The organism is Lentzea sp. NPDC092896 (assembly GCF_044754905.1).
Taxonomy (GTDB): domain Bacteria; phylum Actinomycetota; class Actinomycetes; order Mycobacteriales; family Pseudonocardiaceae; genus Lentzea.
Map to the genome: position 1 here is coordinate 21,642 of NZ_JBIVPX010000011.1, position 15,412 is coordinate 37,053.

25 protein-coding genes are annotated in these 15,412 nt (G+C 65.4%); 22 read left to right on the forward strand and 3 right to left on the reverse strand.

The window, feature by feature from the left end:
- Positions 1-17: 17 nt before the first annotated feature.
- From ACIQF0_RS39110 to ACIQF0_RS39120, 3 genes are all read right to left on the reverse strand, one after another.
- Positions 18-842 (reverse strand): phosphotransferase, encoded by an 825-nt coding sequence (locus ACIQF0_RS39110; RefSeq protein WP_360049043.1) that lies wholly within the window; start codon positions 840-842, stop codon positions 18-20.
- 69 nt (positions 843-911) lie between these two features.
- Positions 912-1,361, reverse strand: coding sequence for a hypothetical protein (locus ACIQF0_RS39115; protein ID WP_401038621.1), 450 nt, complete (start codon positions 1,359-1,361; stop codon positions 912-914).
- Positions 1,358-1,831, reverse strand: a complete 474-nt coding sequence (locus ACIQF0_RS39120) for a hypothetical protein (protein WP_401038623.1) — start codon at positions 1,829-1,831, stop codon at positions 1,358-1,360. Before ACIQF0_RS39120 ends, ACIQF0_RS39115 begins: the two co-directional genes overlap by 4 nt.
- A 308-nt stretch (positions 1,832-2,139) precedes the next feature.
- Between ACIQF0_RS39120 and rpsL the strand changes: the two genes are divergently transcribed.
- From rpsL to rplR, 22 genes are all read left to right on the forward strand, one after another.
- A complete protein-coding gene (rpsL, locus tag ACIQF0_RS39125) occupies positions 2,140-2,514 on the forward strand; it encodes a 30S ribosomal protein S12 (RefSeq protein WP_030473471.1) in 375 nt (124 codons plus the stop codon).
- Complete coding sequence (gene rpsG / locus ACIQF0_RS39130; RefSeq protein WP_030478293.1) at positions 2,514-2,984, forward strand: 30S ribosomal protein S7; 471 nt, start codon at positions 2,514-2,516, stop codon at positions 2,982-2,984. Before rpsL ends, rpsG begins: the two co-directional genes overlap by 1 nt.
- Positions 2,985-3,061: 77 nt before the next feature.
- Positions 3,062-5,164 (forward strand): elongation factor G, encoded by a 2,103-nt coding sequence (fusA, locus tag ACIQF0_RS39135; RefSeq protein ID WP_360049047.1) that lies wholly within the window; start codon positions 3,062-3,064, stop codon positions 5,162-5,164.
- 147 nt (positions 5,165-5,311) lie between these two features.
- The gene (gene tuf / locus ACIQF0_RS39140; RefSeq protein ID WP_319976916.1) at positions 5,312-6,505 is read left to right on the forward strand and encodes an elongation factor Tu; all 1,194 of its coding nucleotides are present in this window, start codon (positions 5,312-5,314) and stop codon (positions 6,503-6,505) included.
- Between the two features lie 583 nt (positions 6,506-7,088).
- Positions 7,089-7,394 carry a 30S ribosomal protein S10 gene (gene rpsJ / locus ACIQF0_RS39145; protein WP_003938093.1) on the forward strand — a complete coding sequence of 102 codons (306 nt, stop codon included), beginning with the start codon at positions 7,089-7,091 and terminating at the stop codon, positions 7,392-7,394.
- Positions 7,395-7,421: 27 nt separating this feature from the next.
- The gene (gene rplC, locus ACIQF0_RS39150) at positions 7,422-8,072 is read left to right on the forward strand and encodes a 50S ribosomal protein L3 (protein WP_093591178.1); all 651 of its coding nucleotides are present in this window, start codon (positions 7,422-7,424) and stop codon (positions 8,070-8,072) included.
- The gene (rplD, locus tag ACIQF0_RS39155; RefSeq protein WP_360049049.1) at positions 8,072-8,758 is read left to right on the forward strand and encodes a 50S ribosomal protein L4; all 687 of its coding nucleotides are present in this window, start codon (positions 8,072-8,074) and stop codon (positions 8,756-8,758) included. Before rplC ends, rplD begins: the two co-directional genes overlap by 1 nt.
- Positions 8,755-9,054 carry a 50S ribosomal protein L23 gene (rplW, locus tag ACIQF0_RS39160; RefSeq protein ID WP_045309807.1) on the forward strand — a complete coding sequence of 100 codons (300 nt, stop codon included), beginning with the start codon at positions 8,755-8,757 and terminating at the stop codon, positions 9,052-9,054. Before rplD ends, rplW begins: the two co-directional genes overlap by 4 nt.
- A gap of 19 nt (positions 9,055-9,073) precedes the next feature.
- Positions 9,074-9,907, forward strand: coding sequence for a 50S ribosomal protein L2 (gene rplB / locus ACIQF0_RS39165; RefSeq protein ID WP_089949047.1), 834 nt, complete (start codon positions 9,074-9,076; stop codon positions 9,905-9,907).
- Positions 9,908-9,925: 18 nt separating this feature from the next.
- Positions 9,926-10,207: a 30S ribosomal protein S19 gene (gene rpsS, locus ACIQF0_RS39170; RefSeq protein ID WP_030478300.1), complete on the forward strand. Its 282-nt coding sequence runs from the start codon at positions 9,926-9,928 to the stop codon at positions 10,205-10,207.
- A gap of 34 nt (positions 10,208-10,241) precedes the next feature.
- Positions 10,242-10,640, forward strand: coding sequence for a 50S ribosomal protein L22 (gene rplV / locus ACIQF0_RS39175; protein WP_360049052.1), 399 nt, complete (start codon positions 10,242-10,244; stop codon positions 10,638-10,640).
- Positions 10,640-11,470, forward strand: coding sequence for a 30S ribosomal protein S3 (rpsC, locus tag ACIQF0_RS39180; RefSeq protein WP_319976918.1), 831 nt, complete (start codon positions 10,640-10,642; stop codon positions 11,468-11,470). The genes rplV and rpsC overlap by 1 nt, the downstream gene beginning before the upstream one ends.
- Before the next feature lie 3 nt (positions 11,471-11,473).
- Entirely contained in the window at positions 11,474-11,893 is a 420-nt protein-coding gene (gene rplP / locus ACIQF0_RS39185; RefSeq protein WP_030473461.1) for a 50S ribosomal protein L16, read from the forward strand.
- Positions 11,893-12,135, forward strand: coding sequence for a 50S ribosomal protein L29 (gene rpmC, locus ACIQF0_RS39190; protein ID WP_089915286.1), 243 nt, complete (start codon positions 11,893-11,895; stop codon positions 12,133-12,135). Before rplP ends, rpmC begins: the two co-directional genes overlap by 1 nt.
- Positions 12,132-12,413 (forward strand): 30S ribosomal protein S17, encoded by a 282-nt coding sequence (gene rpsQ, locus ACIQF0_RS39195; RefSeq protein ID WP_065915974.1) that lies wholly within the window; start codon positions 12,132-12,134, stop codon positions 12,411-12,413. The genes rpmC and rpsQ overlap by 4 nt, the downstream gene beginning before the upstream one ends.
- A 71-nt stretch (positions 12,414-12,484) precedes the next feature.
- Entirely contained in the window at positions 12,485-12,853 is a 369-nt protein-coding gene (rplN, locus tag ACIQF0_RS39200; RefSeq protein WP_030478306.1) for a 50S ribosomal protein L14, read from the forward strand.
- A gap of 2 nt (positions 12,854-12,855) precedes the next feature.
- A complete protein-coding gene (rplX, locus tag ACIQF0_RS39205) occupies positions 12,856-13,170 on the forward strand; it encodes a 50S ribosomal protein L24 (RefSeq protein WP_360049054.1) in 315 nt (104 codons plus the stop codon).
- A gap of 2 nt (positions 13,171-13,172) precedes the next feature.
- Positions 13,173-13,736, forward strand: coding sequence for a 50S ribosomal protein L5 (gene rplE / locus ACIQF0_RS39210; protein ID WP_360049056.1), 564 nt, complete (start codon positions 13,173-13,175; stop codon positions 13,734-13,736).
- 4 nt (positions 13,737-13,740) lie between these two features.
- Complete coding sequence (locus ACIQF0_RS39215) at positions 13,741-13,926, forward strand: type Z 30S ribosomal protein S14 (protein WP_030473455.1); 186 nt, start codon at positions 13,741-13,743, stop codon at positions 13,924-13,926.
- 121 nt (positions 13,927-14,047) lie between these two features.
- Positions 14,048-14,446, forward strand: coding sequence for a 30S ribosomal protein S8 (gene rpsH / locus ACIQF0_RS39220; protein WP_030478309.1), 399 nt, complete (start codon positions 14,048-14,050; stop codon positions 14,444-14,446).
- A 12-nt stretch (positions 14,447-14,458) separates the two neighbouring features.
- Complete coding sequence (gene rplF / locus ACIQF0_RS39225) at positions 14,459-14,998, forward strand: 50S ribosomal protein L6 (RefSeq protein WP_045309814.1); 540 nt, start codon at positions 14,459-14,461, stop codon at positions 14,996-14,998.
- 1 nt (position 14,999) lies between these two features.
- Positions 15,000-15,401: a 50S ribosomal protein L18 gene (gene rplR / locus ACIQF0_RS39230; RefSeq protein WP_090015388.1), complete on the forward strand. Its 402-nt coding sequence runs from the start codon at positions 15,000-15,002 to the stop codon at positions 15,399-15,401.
- Positions 15,402-15,412: the final 11 nt, after the last annotated feature.

A 15,412-nucleotide genomic window follows, 5' to 3' on the forward strand; every position in this document is an offset into this window, starting at 1 on the left:
ACCGGACAAATACGATATTAGCCGCGGTCACTGCTCTCGTGCGTCGTGGCGATCCGACGACAGGCTTCAACCAGCGGTTCCACTGCCTGCAACCCGGACACGAGTGCCCGCGCTGCCATCTGCACAACGTACGCCTGAGCCGGGATGTTGAGTGCTTCCCATTCCATTGTCGGCAGAGCCACACCGCCCGTTTCACGGTAGGCGTTCAGGAACCGCGCCCACAGGTCACCGGGCAGCACCCCCGCGGCGAACAAAGCCGCAGGTCGGGCCAGGTCCCACACCGGATCGCCGACCCCCAGATCGTCCACGTCGATGAGTCGCCAGGCACCCCGGTGCACGAGCTGTCCGAGATGCCAATCGCCGTGGATCAACGCACGGCCGTTCGTGTCCAACGGCGGCAAGACTTCGAACGCACGCAACACGACATCGGCGTGTGGCAACTCCGGCGGCAACGCCCGAATAGCCCGAACAATCCGTTCGGGTGTACCGGCCACGGGCCCTTGCACGGGCAATGCGTGCAGCTTCGCCAGCAGTGCCGCGCTCTCCTCCCATGGCGCCGCATCGGCATCGGCCTGACTCACCGGCGTCCCGTACGGCCACACCGTGATCGGCCGGTCGTCCACGAACTGCAACGGCTTCAACGGCGGCAACAACAACTCGGGATATGCCGCCGCGATCTCCACTCGCTGCCGCAACGCGTCCACGTCGGTGTCCGCGGGATGCGCCTTGGCCACCACGTCACCGACGCGCACCACCACGACGTCGCCGCGGTCACCGCCGAGCACCTCGGGGGTGGCCGAAGAGCCGGTCAGCGAGGCCATTGCCGCGATCAGGTCGTCCACGCGCACAAGTGAATCAGGCCCGCGGACGTACGAGTCCGACGAGGTGTGCCGCGGTCACCACGACGTTGCTCAGTTGGAGATGCAGATGGTCCTCACCGGCTGCGAGTACGTCTTCGCGTCGTCCCCGTTGCACAGCGCACGGTCGGACTGGCCGTCGACGACCTTCGTGACCTTCCGGGTCTCGGTGCCGCACGCCACGCGTTCGAAGTACTGGTTGACCGGCTTGAGGCAGTCGCCCTCCTGCACGTTGAGGACGTAGCAGAGCCGCGTCTTGCCGTTCGTCCTCGACCGTCCTGACGACTCCGTCAGATAGTCACCGGTCGGGCACATCGTGCGTCGCTCACGTGAAGACACGCGGTACACGGCCTCCTGCGACGAACAGTCCACTTCGGCCATTTCGACGTTCGTGTCGTTCAGATCGACCTGCTTCGCGCACTCGCCGACGCCGGCCTGCTCCTGCCAGCCGGAGCATCCAGCCAGGGCGAGGATCAGGGTCACGGTGAGGAGGACGACCTTCACGGCTTCTCCAGGCAGACGGTCATGGCGGGCTCGGGGTAGGTGCGGGCCTCGTGGTCACCGCACAGCGATCGGTCGGCGGAAGCGGTGATCTTCGACACCCGCTGGGAGCCGCTCGTGCCGCACGCGACGCGCTCGTGGAACGCGCTGCTCCGCCTGAGACAGTCGCCTTCCCTCGCGTTGAGCACGAAGCAGTAGTGCTTCAGACCGGCCGGCTTGCCGGCCCTGCTGGCCGTCTGGACGAGGTAGTCGCCCTGCGGACACGATTTCTTCATCTCGAGCTTCACGAGCCGATATGCCGCCTCTGGGGACGCGCAGCTGGTCTCGTCCATGTCGAAGCTGCCGTCCGACGTGCCGATCGGCTCGGCGCAGTCGCCCACCTCGGGCTCCGAGAACATGTCGCTGATGATGAAGTAACCGGGCACGACCAGTACCAGCGCGATGAGGCCGTAGACCAGCAGGTTGAGCTTCAAGGCGAGTTCTCCGTCACGCGAGTAGCCTGAGTGCCGAGGGCAATGTCTACTGCAGGCGCGGGTGCGGTACCCCCGTTTTGACCCAGGTAGACGTGGGCGGGTATCTTTGCTACTCGTGCCCGACCCATGTCGGGCCGCTCCGCGTGCCCGTGAGGCAGCGGTGTCCTCCACTCGCAGTGGCAGTTGAACTGTTGCTTGCGGACCTGGGGAGCGGGCGACACGCCCGACCTCGGGTGCAGAGAGGGATCAAGAAACAACGTGGGTGAACCGCAAGGGAAACCCACAAAGACGGAAGAAGTAGCCGGCGAATGCCAACGATCCAGCAGCTGGTCCGCAAGGGCCGCCAGGACAAGGTGGCCAAGCAGAAGACGGCGGCCCTCAAGGGCTCGCCGCAGCGGCGCGGTGTGTGCACCCGCGTTTACACCACCACCCCCAAGAAGCCGAACTCCGCACTGCGCAAGGTCGCTCGCGTGAAGCTGACCAGCGGCATCGAGGTCACGGCCTACATCCCCGGTGAGGGTCACAACCTCCAGGAGCACTCGATGGTGCTCGTCCGCGGTGGTCGTGTGAAGGACCTGCCGGGTGTTCGTTACAAGATCATCCGTGGCTCTCTCGACACGCAGGGTGTCAAGAACCGCAAGCAGGCTCGCAGCCGCTACGGCGCGAAGAAGGAGAAGAGCTAATGCCCCGCAAGGGACCGGCCCCGAAGCGGCCGCTTATCTCTGACCCGGTCTACAGCTCGCCCCTCGTGACCCAGCTCATCAACAAGGTGCTGGTCGACGGTAAGCGCTCGGTGGCCGAGAAGATCGTTTACGAAGCCCTCGAGGGCGCTCGCGAGAAGACCGGCACCGACCCGGTCGTCACGCTGAAGCGCGCGCTGGACAACGTGAAGCCGTCGCTGGAGGTCAAGAGCCGCCGCGTCGGTGGTGCGACCTACCAGGTGCCGATCGAGGTCAAGCCCGGCCGCTCCACCACGCTGGCGCTGCGCTGGCTGATCACCTTCTCCCGGCAGCGCCGTGAGAAGACCATGGTCGAGCGTCTGATGAACGAGCTGCTCGATGCGAGCAACGGCCTCGGTGCGAGCGTCAAGCGCCGTGAGGACACGCACAAGATGGCCGAGTCCAACAAGGCCTTCGCCCACTACCGCTGGTGATGTGCCGCCCGGCTTCACCAGGAGCCGGGCGCTCCCAGCCCTAGTGAGCTCACAAGCTCAAGACAGGGGAAAGACCCGTGGCACAGGACGTGCTCACTGATCTCTCCATGGTCCGCAACATCGGGATCATGGCGCACATCGACGCGGGCAAGACCACGACGACTGAGCGGATCCTCTTCTACACGGGGATCAGCTACAAGATCGGCGAGGTTCACGACGGCGCGGCCGTGATGGACTGGATGGAGCAGGAGCAGGAGCGCGGCATCACGATCACGTCGGCCGCGACGACCTGCTACTGGAAGAACCACCAGATCAACCTGATCGACACGCCCGGCCACGTCGACTTCACCGTCGAGGTCGAGCGCAACCTGCGCGTCCTCGACGGCGCCGTCGCCGTCTTCGACGGCAAGGAGGGCGTCGAGCCGCAGTCCGAGCAGGTCTGGCGGCAGGCGACCAAGTACGACGTCCCGCGCATCTGCTTCGTCAACAAGATGGACAAGCTCGGCGCGGACTTCTACTTCACGATCAAGACGATCCAGGACCGGCTGGCCGCCAAGCCGCTGCCGCTCCAGATCCCGATCGGTGCCGAGAGCGACTTCATCGGCGTCGTCGACCTGATCGAGATGCGTGCCCTCACGTGGCGCGGCGAAGTCCAGAAGGGCGAGGACTACGCGATCGAGGAGATCCCCGCGGATCTGCTCGAGAAGGCGCAGGAGTTCCGCGAGCAGCTGCTCGAGGCCGTCGCCGAGACCGACGACGACCTGACCGAGAAGTTCTTCGAGAACGGCGATCTGTCGGTCGAGGAGATCAAGGCCGGCCTCCGCAAGATCGTCGCCGCGGGTACCGCGTACCCGATCCTGTGCGGCTCCGCGTTCAAGAACAAGGGCGTTCAGCCCATGCTCGACGCGGTCATCGACTACCTGCCGTCGCCGCTCGACCTCCCGCCGGTCGAGGGCACGCTGCAGGACGGCGAGACCATCGTGAAGCGCAGCCCGTCCACGGACGAGCCGTTCTCCGCGCTGGCGTTCAAGATCGCTGTGCACCCGTTCTTCGGCAAGCTGACCTACATCCGGGTCTACTCGGGCAAGGTCGCCGCGGGCACCCAGGTCGTCAACGCGACCAAGGACCGCAAGGAGCGCATCGGGAAGATCTTCCAGATGCACGCCAACAAGGAGAACCCGGTCACCGAGGCCATCGCGGGCCACATCTACGCCGTGATCGGTCTCAAGGACACCACGACCGGTGAGACCTTGTGCGACCCGCAGCACCCCATCGTGCTCGAGTCGATGACCTTCCCCGAGCCCGTCATCCAGGTGGCCATCGAGCCCAAGACGAAGGCGGACCAGGAGAAGCTCGGCACCGCGATCCAGAAGCTGGCCGAGGAGGACCCGACGTTCCGGGTCAACCTCGACCAGGAGACCGGCCAGACCATCATCGCCGGCATGGGCGAGCTCCACCTGGACATCCTGGTGGACCGCATGCGCCGCGAGTTCAAGGTCGAGGCCAACATCGGCAAGCCTCAGGTGGCGTACCGGGAGACCATCCGCAAGGCGGTGGAGAAGTACTCCTACACCCACAAGAAGCAGACCGGTGGCTCCGGCCAGTTCGCGAAGGTGCTCGTCACCGTCGAGCCGCTGGAGAAGAAGGAAGACGGCGCGCTCTACGAGTTCGTCAACGCCGTCACCGGTGGTCGCATCCCTCGCGAGTACATCCCGTCGGTCGACGCGGGTGCGCAGGACGCGCTGCAGTACGGCGTGCTGGCGGGTTACCCGCTGGTCGGCGTGAAGGTGACGCTGCTCGACGGCGCCTACCACGAGGTCGACTCCTCGGAAATGGCGTTCAAGATCGCTGGTTCGATGGCCCTCAAGGAAGCCGCCCGTCAGGCGTCTCCCGCGATCCTCGAGCCTCTGATGGCCGTCGAGGTCACGACGCCCGAGGAGTACATGGGCGACGTGATCGGCGACCTGAACTCCCGCCGTGGCCAGATCCAGGCCATGGAGGAGCGCAGCGGCATCCGTGTCGTCAAGGCACTGGTTCCGCTGTCGGAAATGTTCGGGTACGTGGGTGACCTGCGGTCCAAGACCCAGGGTCGTGCCAACTACTCGATGGTGTTCGACTCCTACGCAGAGGTTCCCGCGAACGTCTCGAAGGAGATCATCGCGAAGGCGACCGGGGAGTAATTCCCCACCGGAGCACCGCAGTTCCACCGCGGGCTCTCCGGGGGTCTCTCCCTGGGGTCCGCTACTTTCAGACCCTGACGTGTAAGTCCGGCGGGTGGCCACAGATGCCCGCCGGACCAGCAAAAAGAAGTCCAGGAGGACAATCCAGTGGCCAAGGCGAAGTTCGAGCGGACGAAGCCGCACGTCAACATCGGCACCATCGGTCACATCGACCATGGCAAGACCACGCTGACCGCGGCGATCTCCAAGGTTCTGCACGACGCGTACCCCGATGTGAACGCCTCTTTCGCGTTCGACCAGATCGACAAGGCGCCGGAAGAGAAGCAGCGCGGCATCACGATCTCGATCGCGCACATCGAGTACCAGACGGAGAACCGTCACTACGCGCACGTTGACTGCCCCGGTCACGCCGACTACATCAAGAACATGATCACCGGTGCGGCGCAGATGGACGGCGCCATCCTGGTGGTCGCGGCGACCGACGGTCCGATGCCGCAGACGAAGGAGCACGTCCTCCTGGCCCGCCAGGTCGGCGTTCCCTACATCGTTGTCGCCCTGAACAAGGCCGACATGGTGGACGACGAGGAGATCCTGGAGCTCGTCGAGCTCGAGGTCCGCGAGCTGCTCTCCGAGTACGAGTTCCCGGGCGACGACCTCCCGGTCGTGCGCGTTTCGGCGCTGAAGGCGCTGGAGGGCGACGAGACCTGGGGCAAGTCCGTTCTCGAGCTCATGGCCGCCGTTGACACGGCGATCCCGGAGCCGGAGCGCGACACCGAGAAGCCGTTCCTCATGCCCGTCGAGGACGTCTTCACGATCACCGGCCGCGGCACCGTGGTGACCGGTCGTATCGAGCGCGGCATCATCAACGTGAACTCGGAAATCGAGATCGTTGGTATCAAGGAGACGTCGAAGAAGACGACCGTCACCTCGATCGAGATGTTCAAGAAGTTCCTCGACGAGGGCCGCGCCGGCGACAACGCCGCGCTGCTGCTCCGTGGCATCAAGCGCGAGGAGGTGGAGCGCGGCATGGTCATCGTCAAGCCGGGCACCACGACCCCGCACACCGAGTTCACCGCGCAGGTCTACATCCTGTCGAAGGACGAGGGTGGCCGCCACACGCCGTTCTTCAACAACTACCGTCCCCAGTTCTACTTCCGGACGACGGACGTGACCGGCGTTGTGACGCTGCCCGAGGGCACCGAGATGGTCATGCCGGGTGACACCACCGGTATGGACGTCAAGCTCATCCAGCCGATCGCCATGGACGAGGGCCTCCGCTTCGCGATCCGCGAGGGTGGCCGCACCGTCGGCGCCGGCTCGGTCACCAAGATCATCAAGTGACCTAGCAGCACCAGTTCGGCGTGAAGCCGGGCCAACGATCTTCGTTGGCCCGGCTTTCGTCGTTCAGAGGAAATTGTGCGACAGCTCACGTGGAACTGTCGCCGACGCGCGGGTGAAGAGCCGTCGCCGAGATTCTGTTGCCGGACAATGGAACCGGCGCGCCCGTCGCTCCACATGCGACGGAGGACAGCGGCTCACCGGCCAAGATCCGCACGTGATCTGGGTCCAAGTCACCCACCCCGATTTGGATCGCCTCGCTTCCGTGTGGCATCCTTTACGGGTTGCTCGATGAAGGCCGGACTCGCGTCATGCGTGCCCGCGTTTTCGATTGAGCGTCCGCGCCCTGTTAGTGAACGCCTCCTTGCGGAGATGGGCATCAGGGTGCATGGGCTGTGGTAGGCCCAATCCCACCGGGGAGACCTTGAGTGGGACCGGTATGCGCACCGGGCGCGACACGCCCGACCGCGTGGACCGGGCACCATGACACTTCAACAGGGGCGGAGCGCGCCAAGAGGCTGTAAAAGGCCTCATCCGAGGCACCGCACCGCAGCGGTTACGAGAAGCAGAGGAACGGCAAGCCATTATGGCGGGACAAAAGATCCGCATCCGGCTCAAGGCCTACGACCACGAGGCGATCGACGCGTCTGCGCGCAAGATCGTTGAGACCGTGACGCGCACCGGCGCTCGGGTTGTCGGGCCCGTGCCGCTGCCCACTGAGAAGAACGTGTACTGCGTCATCCGCTCGCCGCACAAGTACAAGGACTCGCGCGAGCACTTCGAGATGCGCACGCACAAGCGGCTGATCGACATCCTCGACCCGACGCCGAAGACGGTTGACGCGCTCATGCGCATCGACCTGCCGGCCAGCGTCGACGTCAACATCCAGTAAGCGTTGGGCGCGGAGAGTAACGGACCAATGTCTGACAGGCAGATGAAGGGCATCCTGGGCACCAAGCTCGGCATGACTCAGGTCTTCGACGAGAACAACCGGGTTGTCCCGGTGACGGTCGTCAAGGCTGAGCCCAATGTCGTGACCCAGGTACGCACCGAAGAGAAGGACGGCTACACCGCCGTCCAGCTGGCGGCCGGCGCGATTGACCCGCGCAAGGTCAACAAACCCGTTGCTGGGCACTTCGCCAAGGCCGGGGTCACGCCCCGTCGCCACCTGGTGGAGCTGCGCACGGCGGACGCCAGCGAGTACACGGTCGGCCAGGAGATCACCGCTGAGGTGTTCGAGGCCGGCGCTGTTGTCGACATCACCGGCACCAGCAAGGGCAAGGGCACCGCGGGTGTCATGAAGCGCCACAACTTCAAGGGCCTCGGCTCCAGCCACGGCACCCAGCGCAAGCACCGCTCGCCGGGTTCCATCGGTGGCTGTGCCACGCCTGGTCGCGTCTTCAAGGGTCTGCGCATGGCTGGCCGCATGGGCCACGAGCGTGTGACGACCCAGAACCTGAAGGTGCACAAGATCGACGTTGAGAACGGCCTGCTGCTCATCAAGGGCGCGGTTCCCGGTCCCAAGGGCGGTCTGGTGTTCGTCAAGACTGCTGCGAAGGGCGGTGCCTGATGTCGACGGTTGAGATCCGCACCCCGGATGGCAAGTCGGCCGGTTCGGTCGAGCTGCCTGCCTCCGTTTTCGACGCGCAGGCGAACGTCGCTCTGCTGCACCAGGTCGTCGTGGCCCAGCAGGCCGCGGCTCGCCAGGGCACGCACTCGACGAAGACCCGCGGCGAGGTTCGTGGTGGCGGCAAGAAGCCGTACCGCCAGAAGGGCACCGGTCGTGCCCGCCAGGGTTCGACGCGTGCGCCGCAGTTCGCCGGCGGTGGCGTCGTCCACGGCCCGCAGCCGCGCGACTACTCGCAGCGGACGCCCAAGAAGATGAAGGCCGCCGCTCTGCGTGGCGCCCTCTCCGACCGGGCTCGCGCCAACCAGGTCCACGTCGTGTCCGGCCTGGTGGACGGGGACACCCCGTCGACCAAGACCGCGCGCAAGGTCCTGGAGTCGGTCACCCAGGCTCGTCGCGTTCTCGTGGTGCTCAACCGCACCGACGAGGTCGCGTGGGTCAGCGTGCGGAACCTTCAGCACGTGCACGTGATCGCGCCCGACCAGCTCAACACCTACGACGTGCTCGTCAACGACGACGTGGTGTTCACCAAGGACTCGCTCGACGTGTTCCTCGCCAGCAAGGCCCAGCAGGGTTCTGGCTCGGCTGAGGCCACGGCGACCGTCGTGGACGAGGAGGGTTCCAAGTGATCCCCGACCACAGGGACATCTTGCTCGCGCCGGTGATCTCGGAGAAGTCCTACGGGCTGCTCGAAGAGAACAAGTACACCTTCTTGGTGGCGCCGGGTTCGAACAAGACCCAGATCAAGATTGCCGTGGAGAAGGTCTTCGGCGTCAAGGTCGTCAGCGTCAACACCATCAACCGCCAGGGCAAGCGCAAGCGGACCAAGAGCGGTTTCGGCAAGCGCAAGGACACGAAGCGCGCGATCGTCACGTTGTCGGCTGACAGCAAGGCGATCGAGATCTTCGGCGGCCCTGCCGCCTGATGACGAGGACTGCGTAGAGATGGGCATTCGCAAGTACAAGCCGACGACGCCTGGTCGTCGCGGTGCGAGCGTCTCCGACTTCGCCGAGATCACTCGGTCGACTCCGGAGAAGTCGCTGATCCGCCCGCTGCACAAGCTGGGTGGGCGCAACGCGTCGGGCAAGATCACCACGCGTCACAAGGGCGGCGGTCACAAGCGGGCATACCGCCTGATCGACTTCCGTCGCAACGACAAGGACGGCGTGCCGGCCAAGGTCGCTCACATCGAGTACGACCCCAACCGCACCGCGCGCATCGCGCTCCTGCACTACGCGGACGGCGAGAAGCGCTACATCATCGCCCCGGAGAAGCTCAAGCAGGGTGACACGGTTGAGAACGGCCCCAAGGCCGACATCAAGCCGGGTAACAACCTGCCGCTGCGCAACATCCCGGTCGGTTCCGTGATCCACGCGATCGAGCTCCGCCCCGGTGGCGGCGCGAAGATCGCCCGCTCCGCCGGCGCCTCGGTTCAGCTCGTGGCGAAGGACGGACCGTACGCCCAGCTGCGGATGCCCTCGGGCGAAATCCGCAACGTGGACGTGCGCTGCCGCGCCACGCTCGGCGAGGTCGGCAACAAGGAGCACCAGAACATCAACTGGGGCAAGGCAGGCCGCATGCGGTGGAAGGGCAAGAAGCCCACCGTCCGTGGTGTCGCCATGAACCCCGTTGACCACCCGCATGGTGGTGGTGAGGGTAAGACCTCCGGTGGTCGCCACCCGGTGAACCCGGCTGGTAAGCCCGAGGGTCGCACCCGCCGCCGTAAGCCAAGCGACAAGCTCATCGTCCGGCGTCGTCGCACCGGTAAGAAGCGCTGAGCAGGGAGGGAGTGAAGGATGCCTCGCAGCCTTAAGAAGGGTCCCTTCGTCGACGACCACCTGCTCAAGAAGGTGGACGTTCAGAACGAAGCGGGCAAGAAGACCGTCATCAAGACGTGGTCCCGCCGGTCCACGATCATCCCGGACATGCTCGGCCACACCATCGCGGTGCACGACGGTCGCAAGCACGTCCCGGTGTTCGTGACCGAGGCCATGGTCGGGCACAAGCTGGGCGAGTTCGCCCCGACCCGCACCTTCAAGGGCCACATCAAGGACGACCGGAAGTCTCGTCGCCGCTAGGCGCCGAACTGAGAAGAGCAAGGGAAAAGCAGCGATGAACGCCCGTAAGGACGCTGAGGCAGCGGAGTTTCCGCGCGCCGTGGCTCGGGCTCGTTACGTTCGCGACACCCCCATGAAGGTGCGTCGCGTCATCGAGCTCATCAAGGGTCGTAACGCAAGCGAGGCCCTGGCCGTGCTCCAGTTCGCGCCCCAGGCCGCCTCTGAGCCGGTCGCGAAGGTGCTCGCCAGCGCCATGGCCAACGCCGAGAACAACCTGTCCCTGGACCCCTCCACCCTCTGGGTGTCGGTGGCCTACGTGGACGAGGGTCCGACCCTCAAGCGTTTCCGCCCGCGTGCCCAGGGCCGCGCGTACCGGATCCGCAAGCGGACGAGCCACATCACCATCGAGGTGGAGTCTCGTCCCAAGAAGACCAGCGTGAAGGGAACGCGGTAGTGGGCCAGAAGATCAACCCGCACGGCTTCCGGCTGGGGATCACCACCGACTGGAAGTCCCGCTGGTACGCAGACAAGCAGTACGCCGAGTACGTGGCGGAGGACGTCAAGATCCGCCGCCTGCTCAGCAAGGGCATGGAGCGTGCCGGCATCTCCAAGGTGGAGATCGAGCGGACCCGTGACCGGGTGCGCGTCGACATCCACACCGCTCGGCCGGGCATCGTCATCGGTCGTCGTGGTGCCGAGGCGGACCGCATCCGCGGTGAGCTGGAGAAGCTCACCAAGAAGCAGGTCCAGCTGAACATCCTCGAGGTCAAGAGCCCCGAGTCGGACGCGCAGCTCGTGGCACAGGGTGTCGCCGAGCAGCTGTCCAACCGCGTCGCCTTCCGGCGCGCGATGCGCAAGGCCATTCAGTCGGCCATGCGTTCGCCGCAGGTCAAGGGCATCCGCGTGCAGTGCGGCGGTCGCCTCGGCGGCGCCGAGATGTCCCGCTCGGAGCACTACCGCGACGGCCGCGTGCCGCTGCACACCCTCCGCGCGAACATCGACTACGGCTTCTTCGAGGCCCGCACCACGTTCGGCCGTATCGGCGTGAAGGTGTGGATCTACAAGGGCGACATCGTCGGTGGCATCTCGGCCAAGCGCGCGCTCGACGCGGCCCCGGCTCAGGCCGACCGCGCCCCGCGCCGCGACCGTGGCGAGCGTCCGAACCGGGCCCGTCGCTCCGGTGCCAGCGGCACCACCGCGACGAGCACCGAGGCCGGCCGTGCCGCAGCTGACGCTTCGGCGTCGGCCGAGGCCCCGGCTGCTGCAGAGAAGACGGAGAGCTGAGTAATGCTCATCCCTCGTAGGGTCAAGCACCGCAAGCAGCACCACCCCAAGCGGTCGGGCGCTGCCAAGGGCGGCACGAAGGTCACCTTCGGTGAGTACGGCATCCAGGCTCTCGAGCCGGCGTACGTCACCAACAGGCAGATCGAGTCCGCTCGTATCGCCATCACGCGCCACATCCGTCGTGGCGGCAAGGTCTGGATCAACATCTTCCCGGACCGTCCGCTGACGAAGAAGCCGGCCGAGACCCGCATGGGTTCCGGTAAGGGTTCGCCGGAGTGGTGGGTGGCCAACGTCAAGCCGGGTCGCGTCCTCTTCGAGATGGCCTTCCCGAACGAGCAGGTCGCTCGCGAGGCTCTCCGCCGCGCGATCCACAAGCTCCCGATGAAGTGCCGCATCGTTACGCGTGAGGGTGGTGAGTTCTGATGGCAGCGGGTACCACCGCTTCCGAGCTGCGTGAGCTCACCGAGGAAGAGCTCGTGCTGCGTCTGAAGGAATCGAAGGAAGAGCTGTTCAACCTTCGCTTCCAGATGGCCACGGGCCAGCTCGACAACAACCGGCGGCTGCGCACGGTCCGGCATGACATCGCCCGGATCTACACCGTGATGCGGGAGCGGGAGCTCGGGCTCTCCGTTTCGCCGGATTCCACTGGTGAGGGTGCGGCATGACCGAAAGCAACGAAGTCCAGACCGAGAAGCGCAACGACCGCAAGGTCCGCGAGGGCCTCGTCGTGTCCGACAAGATGGACAAGACGATCGTCGTGGCGCTCGAGGACCGCAAGAAGCACCCGCGTTACTCCAAGATCATGCGCTCCACCACCAAGGTGAAGGTGCACGACGAGGAGAACGCGGCGGGCATCGGCGACCGCGTGCTGCTCATGGAGACCCGGCCTCTGTCGGCGACCAAGCGCTGGCGGCTCGTCGAGATCCTCGAGAAGGCCAAGTAGTCCTTTCTAGACAGACCGAGCCCGTCGGGTCGGAAATCCGGCGGGCCAGGAATGGTCAAGGAGCAAGTTAAGTGATTCAGCAGGAGTCGCGGCTTCGTGTCGCCGACAACACTGGTGCGAAGGAAATCCTTTGCATCCGTGTTCTCGGTGGATCCGGCCGCCGCTACGCGGGCATCGGCGACATCATCGTCGCGACCGTCAAGGACGCGATCCCCGGTGCCGGTGTGAAGAAGGGTGACGTCGTCAAGGCCGTCATCGTCCGCACCGTCAAGGAGCGTCGCCGTCCGGATGGCTCGTACATCCGCTTCGACGAGAACGCCGCCGTGCTCATCAAGAACGACAACGAGCCCCGCGGCACCCGCATCTTCGGCCCGGTCGGCCGTGAGCTGCGCGACAAGAAGTTCATGAAGATCATCTCGCTGGCTCCGGAGGTGCTCTGACCATGAAGGTGAAGAAGGGCGACACGGTCGTCGTTATCGCCGGCAAGGACAAGGGCGCGAAGGGCAAGGTCATCCAGGCCTACCCGGAGAACGGCAAGGTCCTGGTCGAGGGCGTCAACCGGATCAAGAAGCACACCAAGATCACGCAGACCCAGCGGGGCGCGCAGTCTGGTGGCATCGTGACCCAGGAAGCTCCGATCAACGTCTCCAACGTGATGGTGGTCGACGCGGACGGCAAGCCGACCCGTGTTGGTTACCGGACGAACGACGAGGGCAAGCGGGTCCGCATTTCCCGTCGTAACGGGAAGGACATCTGATCATGACCACCGCAGAGAAGATCATCCCGCGGCTCAAGACGCGTTACCGCGCCGAGATCGCCGGCGAGCTGCACAAGCAGTTCAACTTCGACAACGTGATGCAGATCCCGCGCGTTGTGAAGGTTGTCGTCAACATGGGCGTCGGCGACGCCGCCCGTGACGGCAAGCTGATCGAGGGTGCCGTCAAGGACCTCTCGATCATCACCGGCCAGCGTCCCGAGGTTCGTCGGGCCCGCAAGTCCATCGCGCAGTTCAAGCTGCGTGAGGGCATGCCGATCGGTGCGCGCGTCACGCTGCGCGGCGACCGCATGTGGGAGTTCCTCGACCGTCTGCTGACGATCGCGCTGCCCCGTATCCGCGACTTCCGCGGCCTCTCGGGCAAGCAGTTCGACGGCAACGGCAACTACACGTTCGGTCTGAACGAGCAGTCGATGTTCCACGAGATCGACCCGGACGCTATCGACCGGCCTCGCGGCATGGACATCACCGTCGTCACCACCGCCACGAACGACGAGGAGGGCCGGGCGCTGCTGAAGCACCTGGGCTTCCCGTTCAAGGAGAACTGAGTCGATGGCCAAGAAGGCGTTGATCAACAAGGCCGCGAAGAAGCCGAAGTTCAAGGTCCGGGGTTACACCCGGTGCCAGCGTTGCGGCCGCCCTCACGCGGTGTTCCGCAAGTTCGGCCTTTGCCGGATCTGCCTGCGCGAGATGGCTCACCGCGGTGAGCTGCCTGGCGTGAGCAAGTCCAGCTGGTAATTCAAAGCTCCATTACTTCGCTGTAGGCCCGCACACGACCGTCCTGTCCCTCCCTTCACGGGGAGGGCGGGTCTGGACCCTGAGCCGGTGAACCGCAGCGAGAAAGGTTGACCAGGTCACCATGACGATGACCGATCCCATCGCAGACATGCTCACTCGTCTGCGGAACGCGAACTCGGCTTACCACGACAAGGTCGTGATGCCGCACTCCAAGATCAAGGCGAACATCGCCGAGATCCTCAAGCGCGAGGGCTACATCGCCTCGTACCGCGACGAGGACGGCGAGGTGGCCAAGAACTTGGTCGTCGAGCTGAAGTACGGCCCGAACCGTGAGCGCAGCATCGCCGGCCTCCGCCGCGTGTCCAAGCCCGGTCTGCGCGTGTACGCGAAGTCCACCGGCCTGCCCCGAGTTCTCGGTGGCCTCGGCGTGGCGATCATTTCGACCTCTGGCGGTCTCATGACCGACCGTCAGGCCAACAAGGCAGGCGTGGGCGGAGAAGTCCTCGCCTACGTTTGGTAAGGGGGAGTAGACATGTCGCGCATCGGTAAGCAGCCGATCATTGTCCCCTCCGGGGTCGACGTGAACATCGCCGGCCAGGACGTCAGCATCAAGGGCCCCAAGGGTCTCCTGACGCTCACGCTCGCTGAGCCGATCATCGTCGAGAAGGCCGAAGACGGCACTCTCGAGGTCAAGCGCCCGAACGACGAGCGCCGCAACCGCGCGCTCCACGGCCTGTCGCGCACGCTCGTGCACAACATGGTCGTCGGCGTGACCCAGGGCTACGAAAAGAAGATGGAAATCCACGGCGTCGGTTACCGCGTCGCGCTCAAGGGCTCTGAGCTCGAGTTCGCGCTCGGTTACTCGCACCCCGTCAAGGTGGAGGCCCCCGCGGGCATCACCTTCGCGGTCGAGACCCCGACCCGGTTCTCCGTCTCGGGTATCGACAAGCAGCTGGTCGGTGAGGTCGCCGCCAACATCCGCAAGCTGCGCAAGCCCGACCCGTACAAGGGTAAGGGCGTCCGTTACTCGGGCGAGAAGATCCGTCGCAAGGTCGGAAAGACGGGTAAGTGACATGAGCGAGTCGACTGTTACGAAGCGCAAGCCGGTGGGCAAGGACATCTCCACCAGGCGTCGTGTTGCGAAGGCCCGTCGCCACTTCCGCCTCCGCAAGAAGGTCAACGGAACTGCCGAGCGTCCGCGCCTGGCCGTGCACCGTTCGTCGAAGCACATCACCGTGCAGATCATCGACGACCTCAAGGGCCACACGATCGCGTCCGCTTCCTCCATGGAGGCCGACGTCCGTGCCCTGGACGGCGACAAGAAGGCCCGTGCGGCCAAGGTCGGCCAGCTGGCCGCGGCCCGCGCCAAGGACGCCGGCGTCACGGCGGTCGTTTTCGACCGCGGTGGCAACGCGTACCACGGCCGCATCGCGGCTCTGGCTGACGCCGCTCGCGAGGCGGGGCTGGAGTTCTGACAATGATCATC

Bases quoted from the DNA above. Each gene is read 5' to 3' on its own strand.
- rpsJ (WP_003938093.1), top strand. From the start codon at position 7,089: ATGGCGGGACAAAAGATCCGCATCCGGCTCAAGGCCTACGACCACGAG.
- rplC (WP_093591178.1), top strand. From the start codon at position 7,422: ATGTCTGACAGGCAGATGAAGGGCATCCTGGGCACCAAGCTCGGCATG.
- rpsL (WP_030473471.1), top strand. From the start codon at position 2,140: ATGCCAACGATCCAGCAGCTGGTCCGCAAGGGCCGCCAGGACAAGGTG.
- rplB (WP_089949047.1), top strand. From the start codon at position 9,074: ATGGGCATTCGCAAGTACAAGCCGACGACGCCTGGTCGTCGCGGTGCG.
- rplP (WP_030473461.1), top strand. From the start codon at position 11,474: ATGCTCATCCCTCGTAGGGTCAAGCACCGCAAGCAGCACCACCCCAAG.
- rpsQ (WP_065915974.1), top strand. From the start codon at position 12,132: ATGACCGAAAGCAACGAAGTCCAGACCGAGAAGCGCAACGACCGCAAG.
- rpsG (WP_030478293.1), top strand. From the start codon at position 2,514: ATGCCCCGCAAGGGACCGGCCCCGAAGCGGCCGCTTATCTCTGACCCG.
- rplX (WP_360049054.1), top strand. From the start codon at position 12,856: ATGAAGGTGAAGAAGGGCGACACGGTCGTCGTTATCGCCGGCAAGGAC.
- rplV (WP_360049052.1), top strand. From the start codon at position 10,242: ATGAACGCCCGTAAGGACGCTGAGGCAGCGGAGTTTCCGCGCGCCGTG.
- ACIQF0_RS39215 (WP_030473455.1), top strand. From the start codon at position 13,741: ATGGCCAAGAAGGCGTTGATCAACAAGGCCGCGAAGAAGCCGAAGTTC.
- rplD (WP_360049049.1), top strand. From the start codon at position 8,072: ATGTCGACGGTTGAGATCCGCACCCCGGATGGCAAGTCGGCCGGTTCG.
- rplE (WP_360049056.1), top strand. From the start codon at position 13,173: ATGACCACCGCAGAGAAGATCATCCCGCGGCTCAAGACGCGTTACCGC.
- rpsS (WP_030478300.1), top strand. From the start codon at position 9,926: ATGCCTCGCAGCCTTAAGAAGGGTCCCTTCGTCGACGACCACCTGCTC.
- rplR (WP_090015388.1), top strand. From the start codon at position 15,000: ATGAGCGAGTCGACTGTTACGAAGCGCAAGCCGGTGGGCAAGGACATC.
- rpmC (WP_089915286.1), top strand. From the start codon at position 11,893: ATGGCAGCGGGTACCACCGCTTCCGAGCTGCGTGAGCTCACCGAGGAA.
- rplF (WP_045309814.1), top strand. From the start codon at position 14,459: ATGTCGCGCATCGGTAAGCAGCCGATCATTGTCCCCTCCGGGGTCGAC.
- rpsH (WP_030478309.1), top strand. From the start codon at position 14,048: ATGACGATGACCGATCCCATCGCAGACATGCTCACTCGTCTGCGGAAC.